This is a genomic window from Pseudarthrobacter sp. NIBRBAC000502770 (assembly GCF_006517815.1).
Lineage (GTDB): Bacteria > Actinomycetota > Actinomycetes > Actinomycetales > Micrococcaceae > Arthrobacter > Arthrobacter niigatensis.
In genome coordinates, this window is record NZ_CP041198.1 from 3870070 (window position 1) to 3892061 (window position 21992).

General features: G+C 65.2%; 22 protein-coding genes and 2 pseudogenes. 8 read left to right on the forward strand and 16 right to left on the reverse strand.

Features of this window, described 5'->3' with window-relative positions; translation table 11 throughout:
- Window positions 1-15: 15 nt before the first annotated feature.
- Window positions 16-588: an MOSC domain-containing protein gene (locus NIBR502770_RS18395; protein WP_141183497.1), complete on the reverse strand. Its 573-nt coding sequence runs from the start codon at window positions 586-588 to the stop codon at window positions 16-18.
- A 61-nt stretch (window positions 589-649) separates the two neighbouring features.
- On the opposite strand from NIBR502770_RS18395, the gene NIBR502770_RS18400 reads away from it, so the two are divergent.
- Window positions 650-1624 carry an alpha/beta hydrolase gene (locus NIBR502770_RS18400; protein WP_141182910.1) on the forward strand — a complete coding sequence of 325 codons (975 nt, stop codon included), beginning with the start codon at window positions 650-652 and terminating at the stop codon, window positions 1622-1624.
- Between the two features lie 19 nt (window positions 1625-1643).
- Here NIBR502770_RS18400 and NIBR502770_RS18405 read toward each other — a convergent pair.
- The 3 genes and pseudogenes from NIBR502770_RS18405 to NIBR502770_RS18415 all read right to left on the reverse strand — a co-directional run bounded on the left by NIBR502770_RS18405 (window position 1644) and on the right by NIBR502770_RS18415 (window position 4989).
- A pseudogene (locus tag NIBR502770_RS18405) lies at window positions 1644-4012 on the reverse strand (ATP-binding cassette domain-containing protein).
- A gap of 111 nt (window positions 4013-4123) precedes the next feature.
- Window positions 4124-4543, reverse strand: coding sequence for a VOC family protein (locus tag NIBR502770_RS18410; RefSeq protein WP_141158731.1), 420 nt, complete (start codon window positions 4541-4543; stop codon window positions 4124-4126).
- Window positions 4540-4989, reverse strand: a complete 450-nt coding sequence (locus tag NIBR502770_RS18415) for a helix-turn-helix transcriptional regulator (protein WP_141182911.1) — start codon at window positions 4987-4989, stop codon at window positions 4540-4542. The genes NIBR502770_RS18410 and NIBR502770_RS18415 overlap by 4 nt, the downstream gene beginning before the upstream one ends.
- Window positions 4990-5210: 221 nt before the next feature.
- On the opposite strand from NIBR502770_RS18415, the gene NIBR502770_RS18420 reads away from it, so the two are divergent.
- The gene (locus NIBR502770_RS18420) at window positions 5211-5600 is read left to right on the forward strand and encodes a YgjV family protein (RefSeq protein WP_141183498.1); all 390 of its coding nucleotides are present in this window, start codon (window positions 5211-5213) and stop codon (window positions 5598-5600) included.
- A gap of 75 nt (window positions 5601-5675) precedes the next feature.
- On the opposite strand, the pseudogene NIBR502770_RS21700 reads toward NIBR502770_RS18420, so the two are convergent.
- The 12 genes and pseudogenes from NIBR502770_RS21700 to NIBR502770_RS18480 form a co-directional block, all read right to left on the reverse strand.
- A pseudogene (locus tag NIBR502770_RS21700) lies at window positions 5676-6242 on the reverse strand (PAS and ANTAR domain-containing protein); the annotation flags it as partial.
- 74 nt (window positions 6243-6316) lie between these two features.
- Complete coding sequence (locus NIBR502770_RS18430) at window positions 6317-7258, reverse strand: NAD(P)-dependent oxidoreductase (protein ID WP_141182912.1); 942 nt, start codon at window positions 7256-7258, stop codon at window positions 6317-6319.
- A complete protein-coding gene (locus NIBR502770_RS18435) occupies window positions 7255-8604 on the reverse strand; it encodes an MFS transporter (RefSeq protein ID WP_141182913.1) in 1350 nt (449 codons plus the stop codon). The genes NIBR502770_RS18430 and NIBR502770_RS18435 overlap by 4 nt, the downstream gene beginning before the upstream one ends.
- Window positions 8605-8762: 158 nt before the next feature.
- Window positions 8763-9560 carry an IclR family transcriptional regulator gene (locus NIBR502770_RS18440; RefSeq protein ID WP_141182914.1) on the reverse strand — a complete coding sequence of 266 codons (798 nt, stop codon included), beginning with the start codon at window positions 9558-9560 and terminating at the stop codon, window positions 8763-8765.
- Between the two features lie 91 nt (window positions 9561-9651).
- Window positions 9652-10389 (reverse strand): fumarylacetoacetate hydrolase family protein, encoded by a 738-nt coding sequence (locus NIBR502770_RS18445; RefSeq protein WP_141182915.1) that lies wholly within the window; start codon window positions 10387-10389, stop codon window positions 9652-9654.
- A gap of 17 nt (window positions 10390-10406) precedes the next feature.
- Window positions 10407-11459: a D-2-hydroxyacid dehydrogenase gene (locus NIBR502770_RS18450; RefSeq protein ID WP_141182916.1), complete on the reverse strand. Its 1053-nt coding sequence runs from the start codon at window positions 11457-11459 to the stop codon at window positions 10407-10409.
- A 525-nt stretch (window positions 11460-11984) separates the two neighbouring features.
- Window positions 11985-13478: an NAD-dependent succinate-semialdehyde dehydrogenase gene (locus NIBR502770_RS18455; protein WP_141182917.1), complete on the reverse strand. Its 1494-nt coding sequence runs from the start codon at window positions 13476-13478 to the stop codon at window positions 11985-11987.
- Complete coding sequence (locus NIBR502770_RS21890; RefSeq protein ID WP_168223197.1) at window positions 13471-13935, reverse strand: riboflavin kinase; 465 nt, start codon at window positions 13933-13935, stop codon at window positions 13471-13473. The genes NIBR502770_RS18455 and NIBR502770_RS21890 overlap by 8 nt, the downstream gene beginning before the upstream one ends.
- A complete protein-coding gene (locus NIBR502770_RS18465) occupies window positions 13932-14411 on the reverse strand; it encodes an NUDIX domain-containing protein (protein WP_141182918.1) in 480 nt (159 codons plus the stop codon). The genes NIBR502770_RS21890 and NIBR502770_RS18465 overlap by 4 nt, the downstream gene beginning before the upstream one ends.
- 25 nt (window positions 14412-14436) lie before the next feature.
- Window positions 14437-15042 (reverse strand): cysteine hydrolase family protein, encoded by a 606-nt coding sequence (locus NIBR502770_RS18470; RefSeq protein WP_210418886.1) that lies wholly within the window; start codon window positions 15040-15042, stop codon window positions 14437-14439.
- Window positions 15039-16469 (reverse strand): cytosine permease, encoded by a 1431-nt coding sequence (locus tag NIBR502770_RS18475; protein ID WP_141182919.1) that lies wholly within the window; start codon window positions 16467-16469, stop codon window positions 15039-15041. Before NIBR502770_RS18475 ends, NIBR502770_RS18470 begins: the two co-directional genes overlap by 4 nt.
- 104 nt (window positions 16470-16573) lie before the next feature.
- Complete coding sequence (locus NIBR502770_RS18480; protein ID WP_141182920.1) at window positions 16574-17512, reverse strand: flavin reductase; 939 nt, start codon at window positions 17510-17512, stop codon at window positions 16574-16576.
- A 140-nt stretch (window positions 17513-17652) separates the two neighbouring features.
- On the opposite strand from NIBR502770_RS18480, the gene NIBR502770_RS18485 reads away from it, so the two are divergent.
- Genes NIBR502770_RS18485 through NIBR502770_RS18510 form a run of 6 tightly spaced genes read left to right on the forward strand, consistent with a single transcriptional unit; the run spans window position 17653 to window position 21990 of the window.
- Window positions 17653-18333: a GntR family transcriptional regulator gene (locus NIBR502770_RS18485; protein WP_141182921.1), complete on the forward strand. Its 681-nt coding sequence runs from the start codon at window positions 17653-17655 to the stop codon at window positions 18331-18333.
- A 52-nt stretch (window positions 18334-18385) separates the two neighbouring features.
- Window positions 18386-18994, forward strand: coding sequence for an amino acid synthesis family protein (locus NIBR502770_RS18490; protein WP_141182922.1), 609 nt, complete (start codon window positions 18386-18388; stop codon window positions 18992-18994).
- The gene (locus tag NIBR502770_RS18495) at window positions 18991-19545 is read left to right on the forward strand and encodes an amino acid synthesis family protein (RefSeq protein ID WP_110542234.1); all 555 of its coding nucleotides are present in this window, start codon (window positions 18991-18993) and stop codon (window positions 19543-19545) included. The genes NIBR502770_RS18490 and NIBR502770_RS18495 overlap by 4 nt, the downstream gene beginning before the upstream one ends.
- A 13-nt stretch (window positions 19546-19558) precedes the next feature.
- Window positions 19559-20296, forward strand: coding sequence for an alpha/beta fold hydrolase (locus NIBR502770_RS18500; protein ID WP_141182923.1), 738 nt, complete (start codon window positions 19559-19561; stop codon window positions 20294-20296).
- Window positions 20286-21773, forward strand: a complete 1488-nt coding sequence (locus NIBR502770_RS18505) for an aldehyde dehydrogenase (RefSeq protein ID WP_141182924.1) — start codon at window positions 20286-20288, stop codon at window positions 21771-21773. The genes NIBR502770_RS18500 and NIBR502770_RS18505 overlap by 11 nt, the downstream gene beginning before the upstream one ends.
- Window positions 21774-21786: 13 nt before the next feature.
- Window positions 21787-21990, forward strand: coding sequence for a tautomerase family protein (locus tag NIBR502770_RS18510; RefSeq protein ID WP_028277943.1), 204 nt, complete (start codon window positions 21787-21789; stop codon window positions 21988-21990).
- Window positions 21991-21992 lie beyond the last annotated feature (2 nt).

Consider the following 21992-nt stretch of genomic DNA (forward strand, 5'->3'; position numbering starts at 1 on the left):
CCAGGGCAGGGGCTGCTACGGCAGCCGCGACGGCCGCAGGACGCTCGCCTCGCCCGCCCGGGCAGGGTCCAGCGGCACCGGGCTGACCAGCACGGCAGGACCCCGGTGCAGGAAGCCGCCGGACACCGCGCGGCAGCGGATGCCGCCCCTGCCGCGCATGGCCGGATGCGCGCCGGGGGCGAGCATCTCGTTCATCCACGCGCAGGGCTGGGCGTGCCGGCCGCCGTGCAGGGTCACCGGGGAGCCGCCGGATTCCAGTACGAAGTCCTGCCCCAGCAGTGGGGCGAGCTGGGCTCCGCGCAGCACCACATTCCTGCGGGTCAGCAGGGGATCGAACGGCGCCGCGCCCAGTTCGGCGGCGATGGCTTCGAGGGATTCGACGGCGAACAGGGTCACCGCCGCATCCATGTGTGCGGCCTTGCCGAAAAAGCGGTCGCCCACGATGCCCTTGCCGGCCACCACCTCAGCCTGCGAAGCATCAGAAGTAGGAACGTCGGCGGCGCCGTCACGGGTACGGCCAAAATACGCGTGCGCGGGGGAGACCAGCAGGTGCAGGATCTCGACGTCGTACCGGAACATTTCGGGCATACGGCCAGCGTAGGCCAGGCCGGCATTGAAATCCTGCCGCCGGATGGAAGGATCAGGAACCATGGAGACCCCACCTGCCGGCCAGGCCGGCGCGCTGCCCAGGAAACGGACTGCCCTTTTCTGGGCATCCATGGCATGTGCTGCCGGCTTGATCGGTGTGGCGCTGTGGATGCTGGCCGGGAATCCAGCTGTGCCGGTCGGCCATCCGCTGCTGCCGGGCATCCTGCTGTGCGCGGTTGCCGCCGGTGCCGCCTGGGCAGTCCTGATCTGGCGACGCCGCGATGTCCCGCGGCCACGGTCCCGTGTCCGCGCCATCGGGGCGTGGGCCGGCCGGCTGGCCGTCCTGGCGCTCGCCGCCGGGCTCGCCTGGCTCACCCCCTTCGGCTACCAGCCGGGACCGACCGCGGAGGCCGGGCCGGCGTCGGACCTCACCGTCACCGAAACCAGCACCGCCATCACCATGTCGCCCGACGGAGCCAGGACCACCCGGGGGCTGGTCTTCTACCCGGGCGCGCGGGTGGACGCCAGGGCCTACCAGGACATCCTGGGCCCCGTGGTGGCCGCCGGGTACCGCGTGGTCATCCTGAAGGAGCCGCTCGGGCTCAGCCTCCTGGACGGCAACCAGGCCCGCAGCGCCATCCAGGACAACCCGGACATCACCAGATGGGCGGTGGGCGGCCACTCCCTGGGCGGGGTGGCGGCCTCATCGTTCGCCCTCCACAACACAGATATCTCGGGGCTGGTCCTGTACGCCTCCTATCCCGTGGAATCACTGCGGGGACGGACCGGACTGGCAGTCCTTTCCGTCTCCGGGACCAAGGATGGCCTCAGCACGCCGAAGAAGATCCAGGCCTCCAGGGAACTCCTGCCGGAGGATACTGAGTTCATCGCCGTACAGGGCGGAGTGCACGCTTTCTTCGGTGACTACGGCGCGCAACCGGGCGACGGCGAGCCCGGCATCGGCCGCGGCGCCGCACAACAGCAGATTGGCACCGCCACCGTCAGCTTCCTGGGTCAGCTGCCGGGCGGACGCTAAAGCAGGGTTTCCAGCGGCTTCACGCCCCCACGTACGCCGCCAGGTGCTGGCCGGTGAGCGTGGCCCGCCCGGCCACCAGGTCAGCCGGGGTGCCCTCGAAGACAATCCTGCCGCCGTCGTGCCCTGCTCCCGGGCCGATGTCGATGATCCAGTCGCCGTGCGCCATCACAGCCTGGTGGTGCTCGATGACGATAACGGACTTTCCGGAGTCGACCAGCCGGTCCAGCAGCCCCAGCAGCTGTTCAACGTCCGCCAGGTGCAGCCCCACCGTGGGCTCATCCAGGATGTAGACGTCCCCGGACTCCGCCATCTGGGTGGCCAGCTTGAGCCGCTGGCGCTCGCCGCCGGACAGGGTGGTCAGCGGCTGGCCCAGTGAAATGTAGCCCAGGCCCACGTCCGCCAGGCGTTCCAGGACCTTGTGCGCGGCGGGTGTCTTAGCCTCGCCCTCGGCAAAATACGCCAGCGCCGCCTCCACGGACATGTCCAGGACGTCCGCAATGTTCTGTCCGCCCAGGGTGTATTCGAGGACGGCGGGCTGGAAGCGGCGGCCTTCGCAGTCCTCACAGGTGGATTCCACGGTGGCCATGACGCCGAGCTCGGTGAAGATCACGCCGGCGCCGTTGCAGGTGGGGCAGGCGCCCTCGGAGTTTGAGCTGAAGAGCGCCGGTTTGACGCCGTTGGCCTTGGCGAACGCCTTCCGGATGGGCTCCAGCAGCCCGGTGTAGGTGGCCGGGTTGCTGCGCCGGGAGCCCTTGATGGCCCCTTGGTCGATGACGATCACGCCCCCGCGCTTCGCCAGCGAGCCGTGGATCAGCGAGCTCTTTCCGGAGCCGGCCACGCCTGTCACCACGCAGAGAACGCCGAGCGGCACATCGACGTCGACGTCCTGCAGGTTGTTGGTTGCGGCGCCGCGGACCTCAAGCGCGCCGGCGGCCTTCCGGACGGAGTCCTTCAGGCGGGCACGGTCGTCCAGGTGGCGCCCGGTGATGGTGCCGCTGGAACGCAGCCCGTCCACGTCGCCCTCGTACACGATCTCACCGCCGCCGGTGCCGGCCTTGGGACCGAGGTCGACGACGTGGTCGGCGATGGCGATCATCTCCGGTTTGTGCTCCACCACCAGGACCGTGTTGCCTTTGTCCCGCAGCTGCAGCAGGAGCGTGTTCATCCGCTCGATGTCGTGCGGGTGCAGGCCGATGCTGGGCTCATCGAAAACGTAGGTGACGTCCGTGAGGGAGGAGCCCAGGTGCCGGATCATCTTGGTCCGCTGCGCCTCGCCACCGGAGAGTGTGCCGGCGGGACGGTCCAGGGAGAGGTAGCCCAGACCGATCTCGGCGAAGGAATCCAGCAGGTCCCGCAGCCCGATGAGCAGCGGCCGCACGGAGGGCTCGTCCAGCCCGCGGATCCACTGCGCCAGGTCGCTGATCTGCATGGTGCACAGCTCGGCGATGTTCTTGCCGTTGATCCTGGAGTTGAGCACCTCAGGGGTAAGGCGGGTGCCGCCGCAGTCCGGGCAGGTGGCGAACGTGACGGCGCGCTCAACGAACCGCTTCACGTGCGGCTGCATGGCCTCCACGTCCTTGGAGAGCATGGACTTCTGGATCTTGGGGATGACCCCTTCGAACGTCAGGTTCACGCCTTCCACCTTGATCTTGGTGGGCTCGGCGTACAGCATCGTGTCCAGCTGCTTCGCCGTGAACTTGGCGATCGGTTTGTCCATGGGCAGGCCCATGCCCTCGAACAGGCGGCCGTACCAGCCGTCCATGGAGTAGCCCGGAACGGTGAGCGCGCCTTCGGATAGGGACTTTGTCTCGTCGTAGAGGGCGGTCCGGTCGATGTCGCTGATGTTGCCCATGCCTTCGCAGCGCGGGCACATGCCGCCCAGGTAGGTCACCTGGCGCACCACGTTCTTTTCCACCCGGCCGCCCTTCTCAGTGCTCATGATGCCGCTGGCCTTGCGGGTGGGCACGTTGAAGGAGAAGGCCGTGGGGGCCCGACATAGGGCTTCCCCAGGCGGCTGAACAGGATCCGCAGCATGGCGTTGGCGTCGGTGGCCGTGCCCACGGTGGAGCGCGGGTTGGCACCCATCCGCTCCTGGTCCACGATGATGGCCGTGGTCAGGCCTTCCAGCCGGTCCACGTCCGGCCGGGCCAGGCTGGGCATGAACCCCTGGACGAAGGCGCTGTAGGTTTCGTTGATCATCCGCTGCGATTCGGCGGCGATGGTGGCGAACACCAGCGAGCTCTTGCCGGATCCGGAAACACCCGTGAACGCGGTCAACCGGCGCTTGGGCAGTTCCAGGCTCACGTCCTTCAGGTTGTTCTCCCGTGCGCCCTGGACCCGGATGAGGTCGTGGCTGTCGGCAACATGCGCGCCCTGCCTGGTATCCATGTCTGCTTCCGTGCTCAAGGTGTCCCCCTTCGTCCTGGAGCGGCGCCGAAGCGGAGCTGCGCTGGCAGCCCGTTCCGGCGTCGTCCGTTATATACGTGCTTGTTTATATGCCTAAGGCTGCTGGTTGATGCGGACCGTGTTGCCGGCGGGGTCGCGGAAGGCGCAGTCACGGATGCCGTAGGGCTGGTCAATGGGTTCCTGGACGACGTCCGCGCCGGTTGCCTCCACCTTGGCGAACGCGGCGTCCACGTTGGGGGAGGACAGGACGATGGTGGCGTAGGTCCCCTTGGCCATCATCTCGGTGATGGTGCGGCGCTCGTCCTCGGTGATGCCCGGGTCCACTGCCGGTGGGTGCAGGACGATGGAGACGTCCTTCTGGCCGGCAGGGCCTACGGTGATCCAACGCATGGTGCCGCGGCCCACGTCGTTGCGGATTTCGAAGCCGAGCGCGTCCCGGTAGAAGGCGAGGGAAGCGTCCGGATCGGTGGCGGGAAGGAAGGTGGAAGAGATGTTGATGTCCATGTCAGTCATGCTAGTGACGGCTCAGGGGCCGGCGCTTCTCGATTCCTGACCGGTCTGGTGACCTGTTTCGCCACGCAGGCCGGGATCCCCGCCGTCGATTCCGCTGCCTCCTGTTTGTAGACGCTCGGCGGCATGCCCACCAGTTCGCTGAAGCGGGTGCTGAACGTGCCCAGCGAGGAACAGCCGACGGCGAAGCACACCTCGGTGACGCTGAGGTCGCCTTTGCGGAGCAGCGCCATGGCCCGTTCGATCCGGCGGGTCATGAGGTAGCTGTACGGGGATTCACCGTAGGCCAGCTTGAAGCGGCGGCTGAAGTGGCCTGCCGACATATGGACATCTTTGGCGAGGGATTCGACGTCCAGCGGCTGCGCATATTCGCGGTCCATCCGGTCCTTGACGCGCCTCAGCTCGGTGAGTTCGCGCAGGTAGGGATCGGAGCCGGAACTGTTGGTCACAGCTTGATCGTGCTACGCCGCGCGGGCCTTGTCCAGACGTGGGGAGAATCACGTTTCGGGGGTAAAGGCGGTGTCCGGACGCGGGATATGATTATGCCGCCGGCCAGCATGCGGTCCTCGCCCGAACAAGGCTCGAGTAACCAGGCACCGGCAAAACCAACCCCGTTCTACCCCTCCTGAACCCTGCCCGAATACTGCTCGGGAACCCTTGAAAGGACGCCATGAATCTGCTGTGGGAACTCGCCGGCTGGGCAGGCGCTGTTGCGATCCTCAGTGCGTACCTCGCCGTGTCCATGGGGTGGCTGAAGGCTGGCAAAGGCTTCCAGACCGCCAACCTGTTCGGCTCCGTGGCCTTCATCATCAACGGCACGCTGCACGGCGCGTGGCCGTCCGTGGTCACCAACGTGGCCTGGTTCCTCATCTCCGCGGTGGCGCTGGCCCGGATGCGGTCGGTGGAAACTCCGGCTGAGCCGGTGGAGGCGGCCCATCTCCAGTACCCGGGCGTTCCCGACTCCACCGGCCAAATGGCCGTCGTCGAGGCCTTCAACGATGCGCTCCCCGCGGTCGGTTCGGGACCCGTCCTGTCGGACGGCCCGCGCTTGGCGCTCTAGGCGGCAGTTACAGCAGGGGTGGTCCTGGTTCTCCGGATCTCCGGCGTGGACGGTGGCGCGGTCCACGATGTCCTGGGCAATTGCGTAGACCTTGCGGTTCGTATCCTGGCTCAGCTGGTTGATGAGCCCGTAGGCCTGGTCGGCGGTGACTCCGGTGCGGCCCATCAGGACGCCCTTGGCCTGTTCGATGACCGCCCGGTTGAGCGCCGACGCCGCCACCGCCTCGGTGGCGAGCTGGTGCCGGTCCGTGTGGATTGACGTGGTGAGGTCCACCACCACGCCCCAAACGCCGATCGGGGTGTCCCCGTCCATGATGTAGTCGGCGGAGTAGAGCAGCTTGTGCTGGTGGTCCTTGCGGTCCCGGATGGACAGGTAGATGGATGACGGTCCGCCCTGGGTGGACACATGGTCCCAGTAGGCCTGCACCCTTGGCCGGTCTTCGGGCTCGACGTGGGGAAGAACCATCTCCATGGTCGGGACCACCTCGCCCCGTTCGTACCCGTAGATGCGGTACAGTCCGTCCGACCAGCGGAAGACGCCGTCCGCGAAGTAGTACTCAACGAATCCGGTGGGGCAGTTGAGGAAATCGGTGTGCTGGACGTTACCCTGCGCGGAGTCTGTGTGCCTGCTGCTTGGTTTCAATAAAGGGCCGTTCGACGTTCCGTGGCCCGGCTCCCCTGCGCCGGACCTGAAAGCACCAGAATATAGCAGAGGACTTATCGCCCGGGGTTCCCGGAGGGGGCGCCCAGGTTGGCGATCGCCTGCCGGACCACGGCCAGGTCCTGGTCGCCCAAACCCTGCGCCACCAGTTCCGCGTACAGGTCGACGCCGGCGGAGGCCATGGGCGTGGCGGTCCGGGCGGTGGTGGCGCTTTCCAGCACGAAGGACAGGTCCTTGTGCATGAACTTCGCCGGCCCCGTCGGCGTGTAATCCTGTGCCGCGAGCCGGGGGCCCACCAGCTCCAGCACCCTGCTGGCAGCGAGGCCGCCGGCCAGGACTTCGAAGAGGGCGCTGACGTCCAGCCCGGAGCGTTCCGCAAGCTCGGCAGCTTCGGCGAGTGCCGCCGTCGTGGTTCCCACGATCAGCTGGTTGCATGCCTTGGCCAGCGAGCCGGCACCCAGGTCACCCAGCCGGCGGACGGATGTCCCCATTGCCTCCAAAGCCGGTAGGGCGCGGCTGAAGTCCTCGGGAGATCCGCCGGCCATGATGGCCAGGGTTCCCCGTTGCGCTCCGTCCGTTCCGCCGCTGACCGGGGCGTCGAGCACCGAGGCGTTCCCGCCGCTCGCGCCGGCCACAGTGAGCCCGAAGGCCCGCACCGCGACCGGGGACACGCTGCTCATCACCACTACGAGTGTTCCCGGTGCGGGCGGCACGGCCCGCCACGCTTCCAGGAGCCCCGCCGCAGCGTCCTCGATGAAGGGGAGATCGGGGAGCATGAAGATGATGACGGGATCGTCCCGAAGGTCCGCAACGTCGCTGGCGCCGTTTCCGCCCAGCGCCTCCAGGTCGCGGACCGCGGTGGCTGAGCGGTTCCATCCCGTGACCTGCCACCCTGCCTTGAGCAGGTTGGCGGCCATTGGCGCTCCCATCAGCCCCAGCCCGACGAATCCCGCGCGTTTGGGCGCGGGGTCCGCGGGGGCGGCGTTGCCGATGGTCACCTGGCGTCCTCCACGAGGACCAGGTCGCGGCCGTTGGTTTCCGGGGTGAAGAACGTGGTGGCGAACGAGATTGCCGCCAGGACCAGCGAGTACAGGGCGGGTACGAGCCACGAGTGGTTGGTGGCGGCCAGCAGGGCCACGCCGATCATTGGGGCGAAGCCGCCGGCGAGTACCGCGGAAAGTTCACGGCTGAGGGCCACGCCGGTGAAGCGGTGCTGCGAGCCGAAGAGTTCCGGGAGCAGGGCGCACTGCGGGCCAAGCATGGACTGCACGCCCAGGGCGATGCCCACCACCATGACCACCCAGACCAGGGCCACATTGCCGAGCGTCACCAGGTAGAAGGCCGGCAGGGCGATGACGGCCTGGAACAGCGCGCCGTAGCGGTACACGGGAACCCGGCCAAAACGGTCGGACAGGGCGCCGAAGGCAACAACCAGGACCGCTGCGAAGCCGGCGGCAATCAGCAGGCCGGTGGGGCCGATGAATTTATCGCCGGGGAAGACGCCGGCCGGCATGCTGATGAAGGAAACCAGCAGCGCGGAGTAGATGGACGAGTTGCCGTTTTCGCCCATGCGGAGGCCGATGCCCACCAGCACGTTCTTCTTCGAGTGCTTCCAGATCTGGCCCACCGGGTTCTTGACTACGGCCTTGTGCTTCTCCAGTTCCTGGAAGACCGGGGTCTCCTTGAGGCGGAGGCGGATGAAGACGGCAATCGCGATCAGGATGATGCTGGCCAGGAACGGAACGCGCCACAGCCAGCCCTGCAGGACCTGCTTGTCCGCCAGTGCCATCAGGGCAAAGGTTCCGGCGCCCAGGAGGGTTCCCAGCTGGATGCCTACGAACGGCAGCGAGGCAAAGAATCCACGACGACGGCGCGGGGCCACCTCGGAGATGAGGGTGGTGGCGCCTGCCTGCTCGGCGCCGGCGCCCAGGCCCTGCAGGATGCGCAGCGTCACCAGCAGCACCGCTCCCAGCATCCCCGCCTGGTCGAAGGTGGGCAGGAGGCCGATGGCGCAGCTGGACAGGCCCATCAGGCCAATGGTCAGGATGAGCACCATCTTGCGGCCGAAGCGGTCTCCGATGTGGCCGAAGACAACCCCGCCGAAGGGCCGTGCTGCGAAACCGACGCCGTAGGTGGCGAAGGAGGCGATGACGGCTCCGCTTTCGCCGAGCGGGGCGAAGAACAGCGGGCCGAAGATCAGGGCCGAGGCCAGGCCGTAAATGTAGAAGTCGTAGTACTCCAAGGCGGACCCTACGGAGCTGGCAAGTGTTGCCCTTCGCAGCTGGTCCGGATCGACGACGGCGCCGTCCGTAGTGGCCTGCGGTGAGTTAGTACGAGTTGTCACGAAAACTCCCTCTAATGCACTCCAGGCCCCCGTTGGCCTGGTGGGATAGCGGCAACACCTGTTGTGTCGATCACTATGCTGAACACAATACAGCAAGCTGAACAACGAGCAACAGTTTTGTTTTTGTTTTTCGGACGACACCGTGGACGGCGCGGACCCTAGCCCATCGGATTGCCCAGGGAGTGGGCGAGTTCCTGCAGTTCCTTGACTATCTGGGAGCCCTGCTCCGGCGTGTAAGTGGCCTTGAGGGCTGTCACGGACAGGCCCAGGCTGGGGCCGTGGGCACCGCGGGTGGGGACGGAAACGGCGAGGCACACCACGCCGGTGGTGGATTCCTCATCCTCGAAGGCGAAGCCCTGCTCGCGGATCTCCTTCAGCTGTGCCTTGAGCTCCGCGCCGGTGCGCAGGGATTTTGGCGTGAGGACGGGAAGCTCGGCGCTGTCCGGGAACATTTCCTCCAGGTCATGGTCGCGCAGCCGCGCGATCAGGGCCTTGCCCACGGCGCACAGGGACACCGGCATCTTGTCGCCGATGTTGGACGTGAGCCGCACGGCAGGGTGCCCTTCATACCGCGCCAGGTAAATGACGTTGGTACCGTCCAGCATGGCGATCCGCACCGTTTCGCGGGAAAGGACGGAGGCCTGCTCGCAGTAACGGTAAAACTCCTGCACCTCGTCCATCCGGCCCAGGTAAGCGGCGCCCAGTTCCACCAGCTTGCGGCCCAGCGTGAACTCCGAGCCCTGCCGGCTGATCAGCCGGGCCTCCTCCAGTGCCAGCAGGAGGTTGGAGGTGGAGGACTTGGGAATTCCCACTTCGCGGGAGAGGTCGCTCAAGGTGAGACGGCCGGTGGCCGAGGCGGCGAGGGCGTCCAGGACCGCTGCTGCCCGGGTAACGGCCGGCGCCGGCGAGGTGGCTCCCGGCTTGTCGGAGGACGCGGGGATATGGGAATCGGCCATGGTTCTCCTCAGGTCGCCAAGGTGGAGTGCGGTTGCGTTCAGTCAGCTGAACGCGTTCCATCATAAGTGCCGCGTTGGCACACCGCTGCCGTCAGGCCACGAGGCTGCTGAGGGTGCCGATGCCCTCCACCCTGATGTCCACCCGGTCCCCGGGCTCGACGGGAACCACTGTGGCGGGCGCTCCGGTCATCACCACGTCGCCGGGTTCCAGGGTCAGCCATGACGTGACATAGATGAGGCACTCCACCACCGAGGAGGGGAGGTTGAAGGTCCCGGACGTGGCCTTGGCTATCCCGTTGACGTAAACGTCGATGGCCACCTTTTCGGGATCCGGGAGTTTGGTTTCTATCCAGGGGCCCATGGGTGTGTAGTTGACGCCGGCCTTGCCCTGGAAGTTCCGCTCGTCCACCGCGTTCTGGTCCACGTTGGTGACATCGTTGACGCAGGTGTAGCCGAAGACGTGCTCCAGGGCGTTTTCCGCGGTCAGGTTGGCGGCGGTCCTGCCCATCACGACGGCGAGTTCACCCTCGGCATTGACCGTGCCCTGTCCACGGACCGCGGTGATGGCGTCGCCCGGGCCGGCGATGGTGTGGACGGACTTGTGCCACGCCTGGATGGGCAGGGGATGGTCATTCAAAGTGCGGTTATGGCCAATGCCCAGGACGACGGCGGGCCTCACCGGGGCGAGGAATACTGCCTCGCTGTGGGTGGTGGCAGCGCCGGTGTAGCGGAGGGTTCCCTCGAACGGGTCGACGATGTGGTCCCAGCCGCCGTCGCTCCCAACGGCGTATTGCGGACCAGCTGCTGTCTGTAGTCTTGCGATGCGCACCGGTTCTCCGCCCCGTCCTAGTAGAAGTGGACCGTGTCCACGAGGTGGGGGAGGTCCCCGCCGTCGAGGAATGTCCGGAGGTTGCTGCAGAACCGCTCGGTGATCAGGCGGTTCTCCGCGGCGCTGAGGGCGGAGGTGTGCGGCGAGACCATAACCTTCGGGTGGTTCCACAGGGGGCTGTCCTGCGGCAGCGGCTCCACGGCGAAGACGTCGAGGCAGGCGTAGCCCACCTGGCCGTTGTCCAGTGCCTCCAGCAGCGCCTCCTCATCCACCACGGTCCCGCGGCCCACGTTGACGAAGGTGGTTCCGGGCTTCATGGCGGCGAACAGTTCACGGTTGAACAGTTTCTCCGTGTAGGCGGTGCCGGGCAGGGTGTTGACGACGGCGTCTGCCGTGGCCAGGAGGGCGGGGAGGCCTTCGTTGTCTGTCACTTCGTCGATGCCGTCGATGGGTTCAACGGTCCGTTTGGTGCCGTTGACCTTCATGCCGAGCGCTTTGGCTATCCGGGCGGTTTCCAGGCCGATTTCGCCGAGGCCGGTGATCACCAGGGTTGATCCGTTGACCAGCCGGGTAGGAACGCGGAGTTCGGGCCAGATTTTCGACGCCTGGTCCTGGGCAAGTTCGGCGCTGCGCTTGAAGCCGTTGAGGATTCCCATCGCGGCGAACTCGGCCAGAGGCAGGGCGTGGACTCCGGCGGAGGTGGTGACCTTGAACTTCTGCAGGAGATCCTGGCTCAGGCCCGATGCCTTGACGGCTCCGCCCGCCCCGGCCGCCATAGCGTGGACCCACTCCAGCCTGGGGTTTTGGCTGGCAACGCGTGCCAGCCCGGCAGGGCTTTCGTTGGGGAAGCCATACAGGACCTCGGCACTGTTGAGCATCGCCCAGTAGCGCTCGTCCTGTTCATCCGTCCGTTGGAAGGCCGGATCCCCGGCATGGTCCGCCGGATAGCGCTCCGGCGGCAGGAGATCGGGCTCGTAAAGGACGGTGACGGAGGGGTTGGCGGCACGGATGTGGTCCACAAGCTCTGCTTCAAGCGGGACGGCGATGGCCACGGTCTTGATGGAAGTCATGCGTACAGCATACTGGTCAGAGTCCTGCATATTGAACTCATTGTCCTTCCTTGCATTTCGAGCCACACTCGTCAGGGGCTACTGCGACTACGGCGTCCTTGCCCTGGGACGCTTTCTGACTCGGACGGGCCCCCTTCCATACATGTGTCCGGTTGAGGTCCAAGACCTTGAACTGGACGTGTCAGGAAAGCTGGCTTGGGGCCTTATTCCGATGTAATTCTCGCGACAATCTGACGTCAGGTTTGGGTGTACCCCATCCTGACGTCAGGCTTGGCGGAGTGCGCGGTAGAGATAACGCCTGGTGGGTGGCTGCTCAGGTCAGGCGGGGAGTACGACGACGCCCTCGCGGTTGTCAAAGGCGCGACGTGAAGTTCCAGCGATTATCCATAGGACGGTCTTGTCTTCAGTGAGTTCGTCAACTGTGCCTATCTATTGAAGAGCGGAACTTTCGGTGATGAAGACGGATTGGCCTGCTTTTAGCGCGGACCAGTTCTGGGCAACATGACTGTTCATCGCGCCCAAATCCTAGTTGGGGTAGGGGTCTGCGATGCCGATGTATTGGGTGGTGGTGTATTCGGCGATGCCTTCGGAGCCGCCTTCGCGTCCGAGGCCGGATTGTTTGACGCCGCCGAAGGGTGCTGCGGCGTTGGAGATGACGCCGGCGTTGAACCCGACCATGCCGAATTCGATCTGCTCTGCCACACGAAGGAGGCGGTTGAAGTCGCGGCTGTAGAGGTAGGACGCCAGCCCGTACTCACTGGCGTTGGCGAGTGTGATGGCTTCTTCGTCAGTGGTGAAGGTGGTGATGGGGGCGACGGGTCCGAAGATTTCCTGGCCCAGGATCGCAGCGTCGTTGGGGACGTTGGCCAGGACGGTGGGCTGGTAGAAGTAGCCGGGCCCGTCCACGGGGGCGCCGCCGGTGACGGCCACGGCTCCGGCGTCGACAGCCGCTGATACCAGGGCGTGGACGTCGTCGCGGGCGCCGCCGTCGATGAGCGGGCCAACCTTCGTCTCCGGGTGGGTGCCGCGGCCGGTGGTCAGGGCGCCCATGGCGGCGGCGAACTTGCGGGTGAATTCCTGGGCGACGGTTTCGTGGACGAGGAAGCGGTTGGCTGCGGTGCAGGCTTCGCCCATGTTCCGCATCTTCGCCGCCATGGCCCCTTCGACGGCGGCGTCGAGGTCGGCGTCCTCGAAGACGATGAAGGGGGCGTTGCCGCCGAGTTCCATGGAGGTCCGCAGCACGTTCTGCGCCGCGTCGGCCATGAGCCGTTTCCCGACCGGGGTGGAGCCGGTGAAGGAGACCTTCCGCAGCCGGGAGTCCTTCAGCAGCGGCCCGGAGATCCCGGAGGCGGAGGAGGAGGCGACGACGTTGAGGACCCCGGCGGGCAGGCCGGCGTCAAGCATGGTCTGCGCGAAGTATTGGGCCGTGAGCGGGGTGAGCTTCGCAGGCTTCAACACCATGGTGCAGCCGGCGGCCACTGCCGGGGCGACTTTGCGGGTGGCCATGGCCAGGGGGAAGTTCCAGGGGGTGATGAGCAGGCAGGGGCCGACGGGTTTGTGCTGGACCAGGATCTTGTTCTTGCCTTCGGGGGTGGTGAGGTAGCGGCCGTAGTCCCGGACGGCTTCCTCGGCGAACCAGCGCAGGAACTCCGCCCCGTAGGTGACTTCGCCGCGGGCTTCTGCCAGGGGTTTGCCCATTTCCAGGGTCATCAGCAGGGCGAAGTGTTCGGCGCGTTCGGTGACGAGGTCAAAGGCGCGGCGGAGGATGTCTGCGCGTACCCGGGGTGCGGTGCGCGCCCAGGAGGCCTGGACGGCGTCGGCCGCGTCCAGAGCGGCCACCGCGTCGTCGCTGGTGGCGGAGGCGAGGGTGGCGAGGACCTCGCCGGTGGCGGGGTCGTGCACATCGAACGTGCCGCCGTCGGACGCCTCGCGCCACTGACCGTTGATGAGCAGGCCGGTAGGGACGGAAGCGAGCAGGGTCGTTTCGCGGTCGATGGTCAAGGTGGTGGTTTCAGCCATGTCGGCTCCTTAGATTGCGTAGCTGAAGGCCACAGGGCGCACTGCGTGTGGTTCGCGGTGAGTCTGCGGCGGGGGAGGGTGGGAAGTGGGAGAGGGACCATTGGTGGACCTGTTGGACGTCTTGTCGCAGCTGCTCCATCAGTGACTCGGCGTTTTCAAAGGCCCGTTGGGGTCGAAGTTTCGTGGCGAGTGCAATACGGATGGTTTGTCCGTAGAGATCCTCGTTGATGTTCAGGAGGTGGGCTTCCAGCAGGCGTTGTCCCTTTTCGGCGTAGAACGTCTGCCGGCGCCCTATGGAGACCGCGGCCGGAACCCACCTGCCCGCTCCGAGCCGTACGATCGCTCCCCAAACGCCGTCCTCAATGTCGTCGTTCTTTATCGGGATGTTGGCGGTGGGGAACCCGAGGAGTCTGCCTCGCTGGTCACCGTGTTCCACGGTGCCTTCGATGGTGATCACTGTGGTGCCCCTGTTGATGTGCCCGGCGCTGCCTGCAGGACGGTGTCGAGCCAGGGAACGCGATTGTAAAACCGGCTGATCTTGGACGGGACCGTCCAACGGTAGGCATCGTGTTCGTCGTTGATTGTCAGCCGGCGCCGGAGACTTGTCGCGGTGAAGGTGTGCACCAGCCAGGGGTTACCCTCTTGGTCCGGAATCAGGAGTTGTTCTCCGCGCTGAAAGTCGGCCAGGTCCTGCGGCGCGAGTCCTGCTTCTTCCTCCAGCTCGGCAAGGGCCTGCTGCTCAGGGGAAACGTTCGGCTCGAGATAGCCGGTGATGCAGTGCCACAGGCCGCGTTCGTGTCCGACAGACTCGCTGCGCTTGAAGAGGGCGATCCTTCCGTGCCACTGAACGACGGTCGCGATGACCTCGCGGGGAAGGCCGGTGGTGGCTTTGTGGTCTTGTTGCAGTGTCGCCTGCTGGGTCAGGGTGTTCATGCGGTGCTCCGGGTAGGACAGGGTTTCACGCGGTGACCGCGATTTCACCGCGTGGGCGGTGAAGGCTATTTCGCGTTCGCCGGGAGAGGTACTGGTCGCTGGTCATCACTTCACACATTGGTGAGAGCAGGCCCAGCAGTGCCAGCGTCTGTTGCTGGGCTTGATCGGCGACGGCGGCGCAGCCATCGGAGATAACGGTGACGAACCGGCCGGCGTCAACAGCGCCTAGCGCGGTAGACAGGACGCAGCAATCAGTCGCTACCCCAGTCAGGACCATGCGTGTCCCTTCCGGGACGAGGGCGGCCAGCTGTGGACCCCACTTGGAGAACGTCGGCGCGTCGACCACCGTTGCTGTGCCTGGGACATCGATGGTGATGTCCCAGGCGTTGGAATTGGCTGGGTACCGCATCTCGTTCCAGCGCTGGTAGTAAGCGGCCCAGGCGCCGTGCTCGGTCTCGTCCCGAACGAAGCGGGTGAACACGGCGCTGGATCCGAGTTCTTGCTGGAGCTGTTCGATAACGGGGACTATCTCGTCGTAGCGGGGAACCTGCCATTGCCCCTCGTCCCGGAAGACCCGCTGCATGTCGATCACGACGAGTCTGACTACGTCGGGGCGAGGGGCGGATGTCACAGGATCTGTCCAGCGGGGGTGCGGTCCAGCATCTCGTGGCCGGAGAGGCGCTGGCGCCGCTGGGTGGCGAAGTAGACGGCGGCCGCGACGGCTGCTCCGACGTAGTAGGAGAGGTCCCCGATCCCTGGGAAGGCTGCGGCGATGGGGCCGGTGTAGATGGAGGACATCCAGAAGGGGGAGGAAAGGACCACTCCGGCAGCCCAGGCCACGAAACCCCATTCGAACTTTCGGGACTTGTCGAACAGTTCACGCAGGCCGCGTTCTGTGCGGCGCCCACCAAACAGGTAGTCGCAGACCAGGACGGCGACGTAGGGGGCGATGCAGTAGGCCGTGAGGTTCAGGAATGCCGTGAAGCCTTCGTTGAAGCCGGTCTGCCCCCACTGGGCCACCAGGTAAGAGGCGACGCAGATGAACACGACTGCGGTGTGGCGTTTTACCGGTACGCCCATCGTTTGAATGGAGATGGCACCGCCGTAGACGTTCAGGAAGTTCTGGGTAAAGGAGGACAGTGCGACGACGCCGAGACCGACGGCGGCCCAGGGACCCATGAGTTCCTTGAGTGCACCGATGCTGTCCGAGGCCGTCGTGGTGGTTCCCAGGAGGGTTCCAAGGATGCCCATCCAGACAAGGGTGATGAAGTTCCCGAGCATGGTGGCCCACCCTGCGCCGCGCCGGTTACCCGGGGTGTTGGGGAGGTAGCGGGAGTAGTCCGAGGCAAAGGGCATCCAGGCGACGATGAAGGAGAAGAACCATCCGAAGAAGATGATCCAGCCACCGACCCCGTCAAAGCCCTTTGCAGCCGGGTTGAAGTCGCTCTCAATGCGTCCGCTGGCCGCTGCCACGACAGTAATGAAGATAAAGCCGATGACAAGCACGAAAGAGAGGATTCGCTGCAGGAAGTGGATCAGGTTGTAGCCGATGACGGCGACGCCGAGCTGGATGCCCATAAGGATCAGCGAGGAAAGCCAGAAGGGAATATCAGTCAGCAGGGAGATGGCCTTGCCGCCGAGGATCACGGTGACGGCTGCCCAGCCGATGCCGGCGAAGACGTTCACGTAGGCGACGGGGAAAAGGTTGCCGATGAAGCCGAGTGGTCCGCGGCCCTGCATCTGCTGGGGGACTCCAAGGCGGACTCCCATCTGTGACAGGTACCCCATTCCCGCCGACGAGATTACCCCAGCGAGGACGATGGCCAGGGCCGCGGCCCAGAAGGGGAGGCCGAAATACGTGGCACTGAACCCAAGGACGACGATGGGAAAGTTCATTCCTGCGGCGAACCAGAGGAAGAACTGGGAGCGGGGTTTGCCGTGTCGTTCGACGTCGGGGATGTGCTCGATGCCGTACGGCTCGATTTTAGTGAGGCTGTTGCGGTAACCGCGGTCTTCGGCGACGCTGTCTTCGGCCGCGCGCATGGTGTCAGGGCTCATCTGTATGTCCTAATGTGGAAGGCGCACCCGTTGGTGCGCTGCTTACGAGCAGATGGGTCGGCGTGGCTGGAGCCTGTCGGAGGGTGGCCAGCCGCGCCGGCTGTTTAGAGTTCGGCGAGTTCAGCGCCGTCGAAGAACCGTCCGGCCTTGTAGACCATAGGTGTGGTGTTGCTGGTTTCCGCATGGCGGACCCGGCAGATGAAAACGGTGTGTGTCTTGGCCTGGAACCGTTCCTGGATTTCAGCTTCCAGGGAAGCTGCGGATCCATCCAGCAGGGGACTGCCGTTGGGTCCGTCATGCCAGTCGAGTTCGGCGAACTTGTTGGGCGTCTTGGACGCAAACGTCTTGACCGTGTCCAGTTGTTCGGTGCCCAGGATGTTGATACCGAGGTGGCTGGAGGAGAACAGGGCGGAGTAAGTGCTCGAGGTCTTTTGGACGCAGACGAGCACCAGGGGCGGTTCGAGGGAAACCGAGCAGTACGAATTCGCTGCGAGCCCCTTCGGGGTCTCACCTTCCTTTGTGGTCACCACCGTTACTCCGGTGATGAACTGGCGGTTGAAGGACTTCATCAGGTCCGGGTCCAATTCCGGGAAGTCCTCGCCGTCGGGGGCGGCCGGTGTCGCGATGCCGCGCAGGGGCCTGATCCCGAGACCGGCAAGCAATTCGCTTCCGTCCCACGTCACGGACTCCTTCAGGATTCGTCCGTTTTCAAGGACGAGGATGTTCGATCCGCGGGTCTGGACGGTCAGTCCGGTTGCGGGGACGCCGAGGTATTCGTTGGTGTGGGTTCCGGTGGAGGTCCAGAAGACGGCGACGGTGCCATCTCCTTCGACGACGTCATCGACCGTGGTGCGCAGATCGGGGAAAGCTTCCCGGACCGCCGCGATCTCTGACTTAAGGCCGGCAAGGTCAACGGTTGCACCCGTCGCCTTGCTGGTGCGCGTGTAACCGGGGGCTACGAGGCCGTCCAGGGCATCAAGGTCACCCTTGTCCCAAGCGGCCAACCAAGCCGACGTGATGAGCGGTTCCAAAGTCTGTTGCATACCAAGAACGGTAAGCTAGCTCACAAGCCAAGGTCAAGAGGGTTGAGAAAATCAGCTATATTTCCGGCTTTTTTACGGTTTTTGCAGATTTTTGGAGGTCCTATTGACGTTACTGATGCATGCAACATAGGCTTTCATGTATGCAAGATAACCTCGCAACAGTCGGTGAAGCCGCCGAACAGGACGGACTCCTGGATCGCATCCGCAGGCTCGTCCTGAGCGGGGAGTTCCCTCCGGGGGCAGTCCTTCCGGAGGCCTTTCTGGCGCAGGAATTCGATGTCAGCCGAACACCGATCAGGGAGGCGCTTAAGCAGCTTCAGCACGAAGGGCTTGTTGAGATCCGCCCGAAAGTAGGCACCTTCGTCCGCGAGCCTACGCGCCGGGAGATCATCGAACTCTTCCAGCTCAAGGAATCCATGGAGGGACTGGCCGCTTCCCTGCTTGCCCGCCGCGGAGAGGTCCCGGAACTCGCAGTATTGCGGCGGAACCTTGAAGAATCCGAAATGGCCTCGCTCACGCACGACACCGACGCCTATGCCCGGCTTGTCCACGAGTTTCACTGGACCATCGTGCGCGGCTCGGACAGCCGCAAGCTCGTGGAGCACTACGGGCGGCTCATGAACCAGCTCGCCTACCAACGGCTGGTCCTGCGCACGGTCGAACATCCCGGCAGGCTTGAAGCCTCCACCCGTGAACACCGTGCGGTCCTGGAAATGATCGAACACAAAGACCCCTTCGGAGCCGAATCCGCAATGAGGAACCACGTTCATGCCTCCTCCCGGGAAGCTCTGAGCGACCCAGCAGTGGATCCCCGGAGTTGAACACACCACGAAAGGAAGCCATGCGCTTCGTTACGACCGAAAAGACTCAACGATGAACGACCAAACTCCTGGCATCCGGAAAATCGTGTATTACAGCGAGGAAATCCTGGACGAGAACGGCCTCGCGCCGGCCATCCCCGCAGTCCGCGCCACTGCAGCGGCAGTGGTCACCAATCCCTGGCTGGATGGCCGTCCGACGGATGACCTCAGTGAGGAAGTGGTCCAGCTCGCGCCCGTCCTGGCACGTAAACTCACCGACGTGCTCGCTGAAAACCTCGGTGGCGTCGAAGCCATCCAGGCTTTCGGCAAGGCGGCAATCGTCGGTACAGACGGTGAAATCGAACACGGCGCCGCCCTGATCCACACACCCTTCTTCGGCAACCTCGTTCGCGAATTCTTTGAAGGCGAGTCCATCATCTGCTTCGCCGACGACCGCGGTGACGCCGGGGCCTCGCTCGTCGTACCACTGTGGCACAAGAACGCTGCTGCAACACGGACCCACTACCAGACCATCACAACCCGTGTCAGTGACGCGCCGCGCCCGGGCGAGATCGTCGTCGTTCTCGGGGCCTCCACCGGCCCGCGCCCGCACTCGCGCATCGGCGATCGCCGTACCGACCCCATCGTCAAAGCAGACACAGTAGGAGAACTTGTTTCATGAGCATTCGTAAGATCGTCACCGTCACCGAAGACGTCCTCACTGAAGGAGGACGGGAAGTCAGCCCGGCGGCACGTGTCGCGGTTGTCGCGGCCATCGTCAAGAACCCGTGGGCCGGCCAGGGATTCGTTGAAGACCTCTCTGAAGGTATCGACGCCAACGCTTCGGACCTTGGAGCGCTTCTCGCCCCGCGGGTGCTCGAGGCCCTGGGCGCTCCAGCCGAGGCGTATGGCAAGGCCGCCATTGTGGGGCTCAACGGCGAGATCGAGCACGGCTCCGGGCTGATCCACACCTTGGCCTTCGGAAATCATTTCCGGGACGCCGCCAACGCCACGACACTCCTGCCCGCAGTGGAAAAGCGCGGTCCCGCCGGTGTCCTGTTCGACATCCCGCTCAAGCACATCACCGATGCGACCATCCGCTCCCACCACCAGAGCATCGAGGTCAGGATCAACGACGCACCGCACGCCGATGAAATCGTGATCGCCCTCGCCGCCGCTGCCCAGGGCCGGCCCCAGCAACGCCTGGCAGCCTTCTCCACCGAAAAGAACTGAGGTGCCATCCGCCGTGAGCCGTGAGCGTGTAGCACTGATCCACGGGGTGGGACTGGATGGATCGATGTGGGAGCCCCTCCGCGAATACCTCGAACCGGAATACGACGTCCAGGTCCTGGAACTGCTCGGACACGGACAGCGTCCACCGGCCCGGGACGGAATCACGCTTGCCGAGCTCGCGGCGGACGTCGCCGGACGGCTCGAACCGAACACCCATCTGGTGGGTTTCTCGCTCGGCGCCCTCGTGGCCCAGCACGTGGCCAGATTCCGACCTGACCTGGTGGCGAGCCTGGTTTCGGTGGCATCCGTGTGCGACCGCACTTCCCAGGAGCATGCCGCGGTTATGGTCCGGCTCGCCTCCGCTGCATCGGATTTCCCTGCGACGGTCGAGGCATCGATCGAGCGCTGGTATCCGGAAGAATCCGCTGTCCCCGCGGCACTGATCGATGCCACGCGCGAGGTGCTGCAGAGGAACGATCCGAAGTCCTTCCTGGCCTGCTACCGCGTCTTTGCCACCGCCGACGCCGAAATCGCGCCAGAACTCCCTGACATCAGCGTCCCTTCCCATGCAGTGACGGGGGAGCTGGACCCGGGCTCCACGCCGGAGATGAGTGCCCGGCTTGCCGCGGCCATTCCCGGCTGTACCTACTCCATCATTCCCGCCGCACGTCACATGATGCCGGTCGAGCGTCCACAGGAACTCGCCCACACGCTGACCGCCTTTATCAAGGAGCATTCAAATGTCCGCTGAACTCCGCTACGACCACTTCATCGGGGGTACCTGGTCGGCTCCAACTGGTGGCGAATACTTTGCCAGCACCAACCCCGCAACCCTCGAAGTGCTCTATGAAGCTGCACGGGGAACCGAAGAGGACGTCCGCCGCGCCGTCGCAGCAGCCAAAGAAGCCTTTGAGTCCCCGCTGTGGCGCGACCTCACGGCCACTAAGCGCGGCCACCTGCTCCGCCGCCTCGGGGACTTGATTGGCGAACATGCCGACGAGCTCGCCGAACTGGAAACCCTTGACAACGGCAAGCTGCTGCGCGAGATGCGTGGCCAGATGGCCTCCCTGCCTGAGTACCTGTACTACTACGCCGGGTTGGCCGACAAAGTCCAGGGCAGCCAGATCCCCACGAACTCCATCACCATGCTGAACTACACCCAGCGTGAGCCTCTTGGCGTCGTGGGTGCCATCACGCCGTGGAACTCGCCCCTGACGCTGACCACCTCCAAGCTTGCCCCGGCCCTGGCCGCTGGCAACACCGTCGTCATCAAGCCCAGCGAGTACACCTCCCGGACCATCCTCCGCGTAGCAGAGCTGGCCTCCCAGGCAGGGTTCCCCGACGGGGTCGTGAACGTTGTGACCGGCTTTGGACAGGAAGCAGGAGCAGCCCTGGTCAGCCACCGCGACCTGGCTAAGATCTCCTTCACCGGCTCCACCCAGACAGGGGCCCGAATCGCCGCAGAGACGTCATCACGCTTCATCGGCTCGACCCTGGAGCTGGGCGGCAAGAGCCCCAACATTGTGTTCGAGGACGCGGACGTATCCAACGCGGCGATGGGTGTCATCGCCGGGATCTTCGCGGCGGCGGGTCAGACCTGCATTGCCGGCAGCCGGGTCTTCGCGCACCGCAGCGTCTACGACGAACTCGTCGAGCGCGTCGCCGAGCGAGCGGCCTCAATCATCATCGGTGACCCGCGGCTGGCCACCACCGAGCTCGGCCCCCTCGCTTTCGGTGCCCAGCTGGACAAGGTCAGCTCCTACGTCGATCTCGGTGTCAGCGAAGGTGCAACTGTCCGCACCGGCGGCAAACGCCCAGAGATCGAACTTCCCGGGTACTTCTTCGCACCCACGGTGCTGACCGATGTGGACAACAGCATGCGCGTCGTGCGGGAGGAAATCTTCGGACCAGTGGCGGCGATCATGCCCTTCGAGTCCGAGGACGAGGTCGTGGGTCTGGCCAACGACACCGAATACGGACTCGCCGCCGGTATCTGGACCCAAAACCTTGCACGTGCCCACAGAATGGCACGGCGGCTGGAAGCAGGCACGGTGTGGGTCAACACCTACCGGGCGATGTCCCCGATGTCACCGCGCCAGGGATTCAAGAACTCGGGCGTCGGCATCGAGCACGGACTCGAGTCCATGCACGAATACACCCGGCTCAAGAGCGTCTGGATCAACACCGACGAAGGCCCCGTCTCTGATCCCTTCATCATGCGCAGCTAAAGGAAAACCCCACATGCCACTTATCGAAGTATCCATCGCCCGGGGCCGCAGCCCCGAACAGCTCCGCTCGCTCATCAACGAGCTTCACCAGGCCGCCGAAAAGGCAGTCGGCGCCGTACCGGAAAACACGACCGTCATCATCCGCGAAATCGAGCACGAGCATTGGTCCCGCGGCAATCAGACCATCGCCGAACGTAACGCCGCAGCCACGAACTAGCT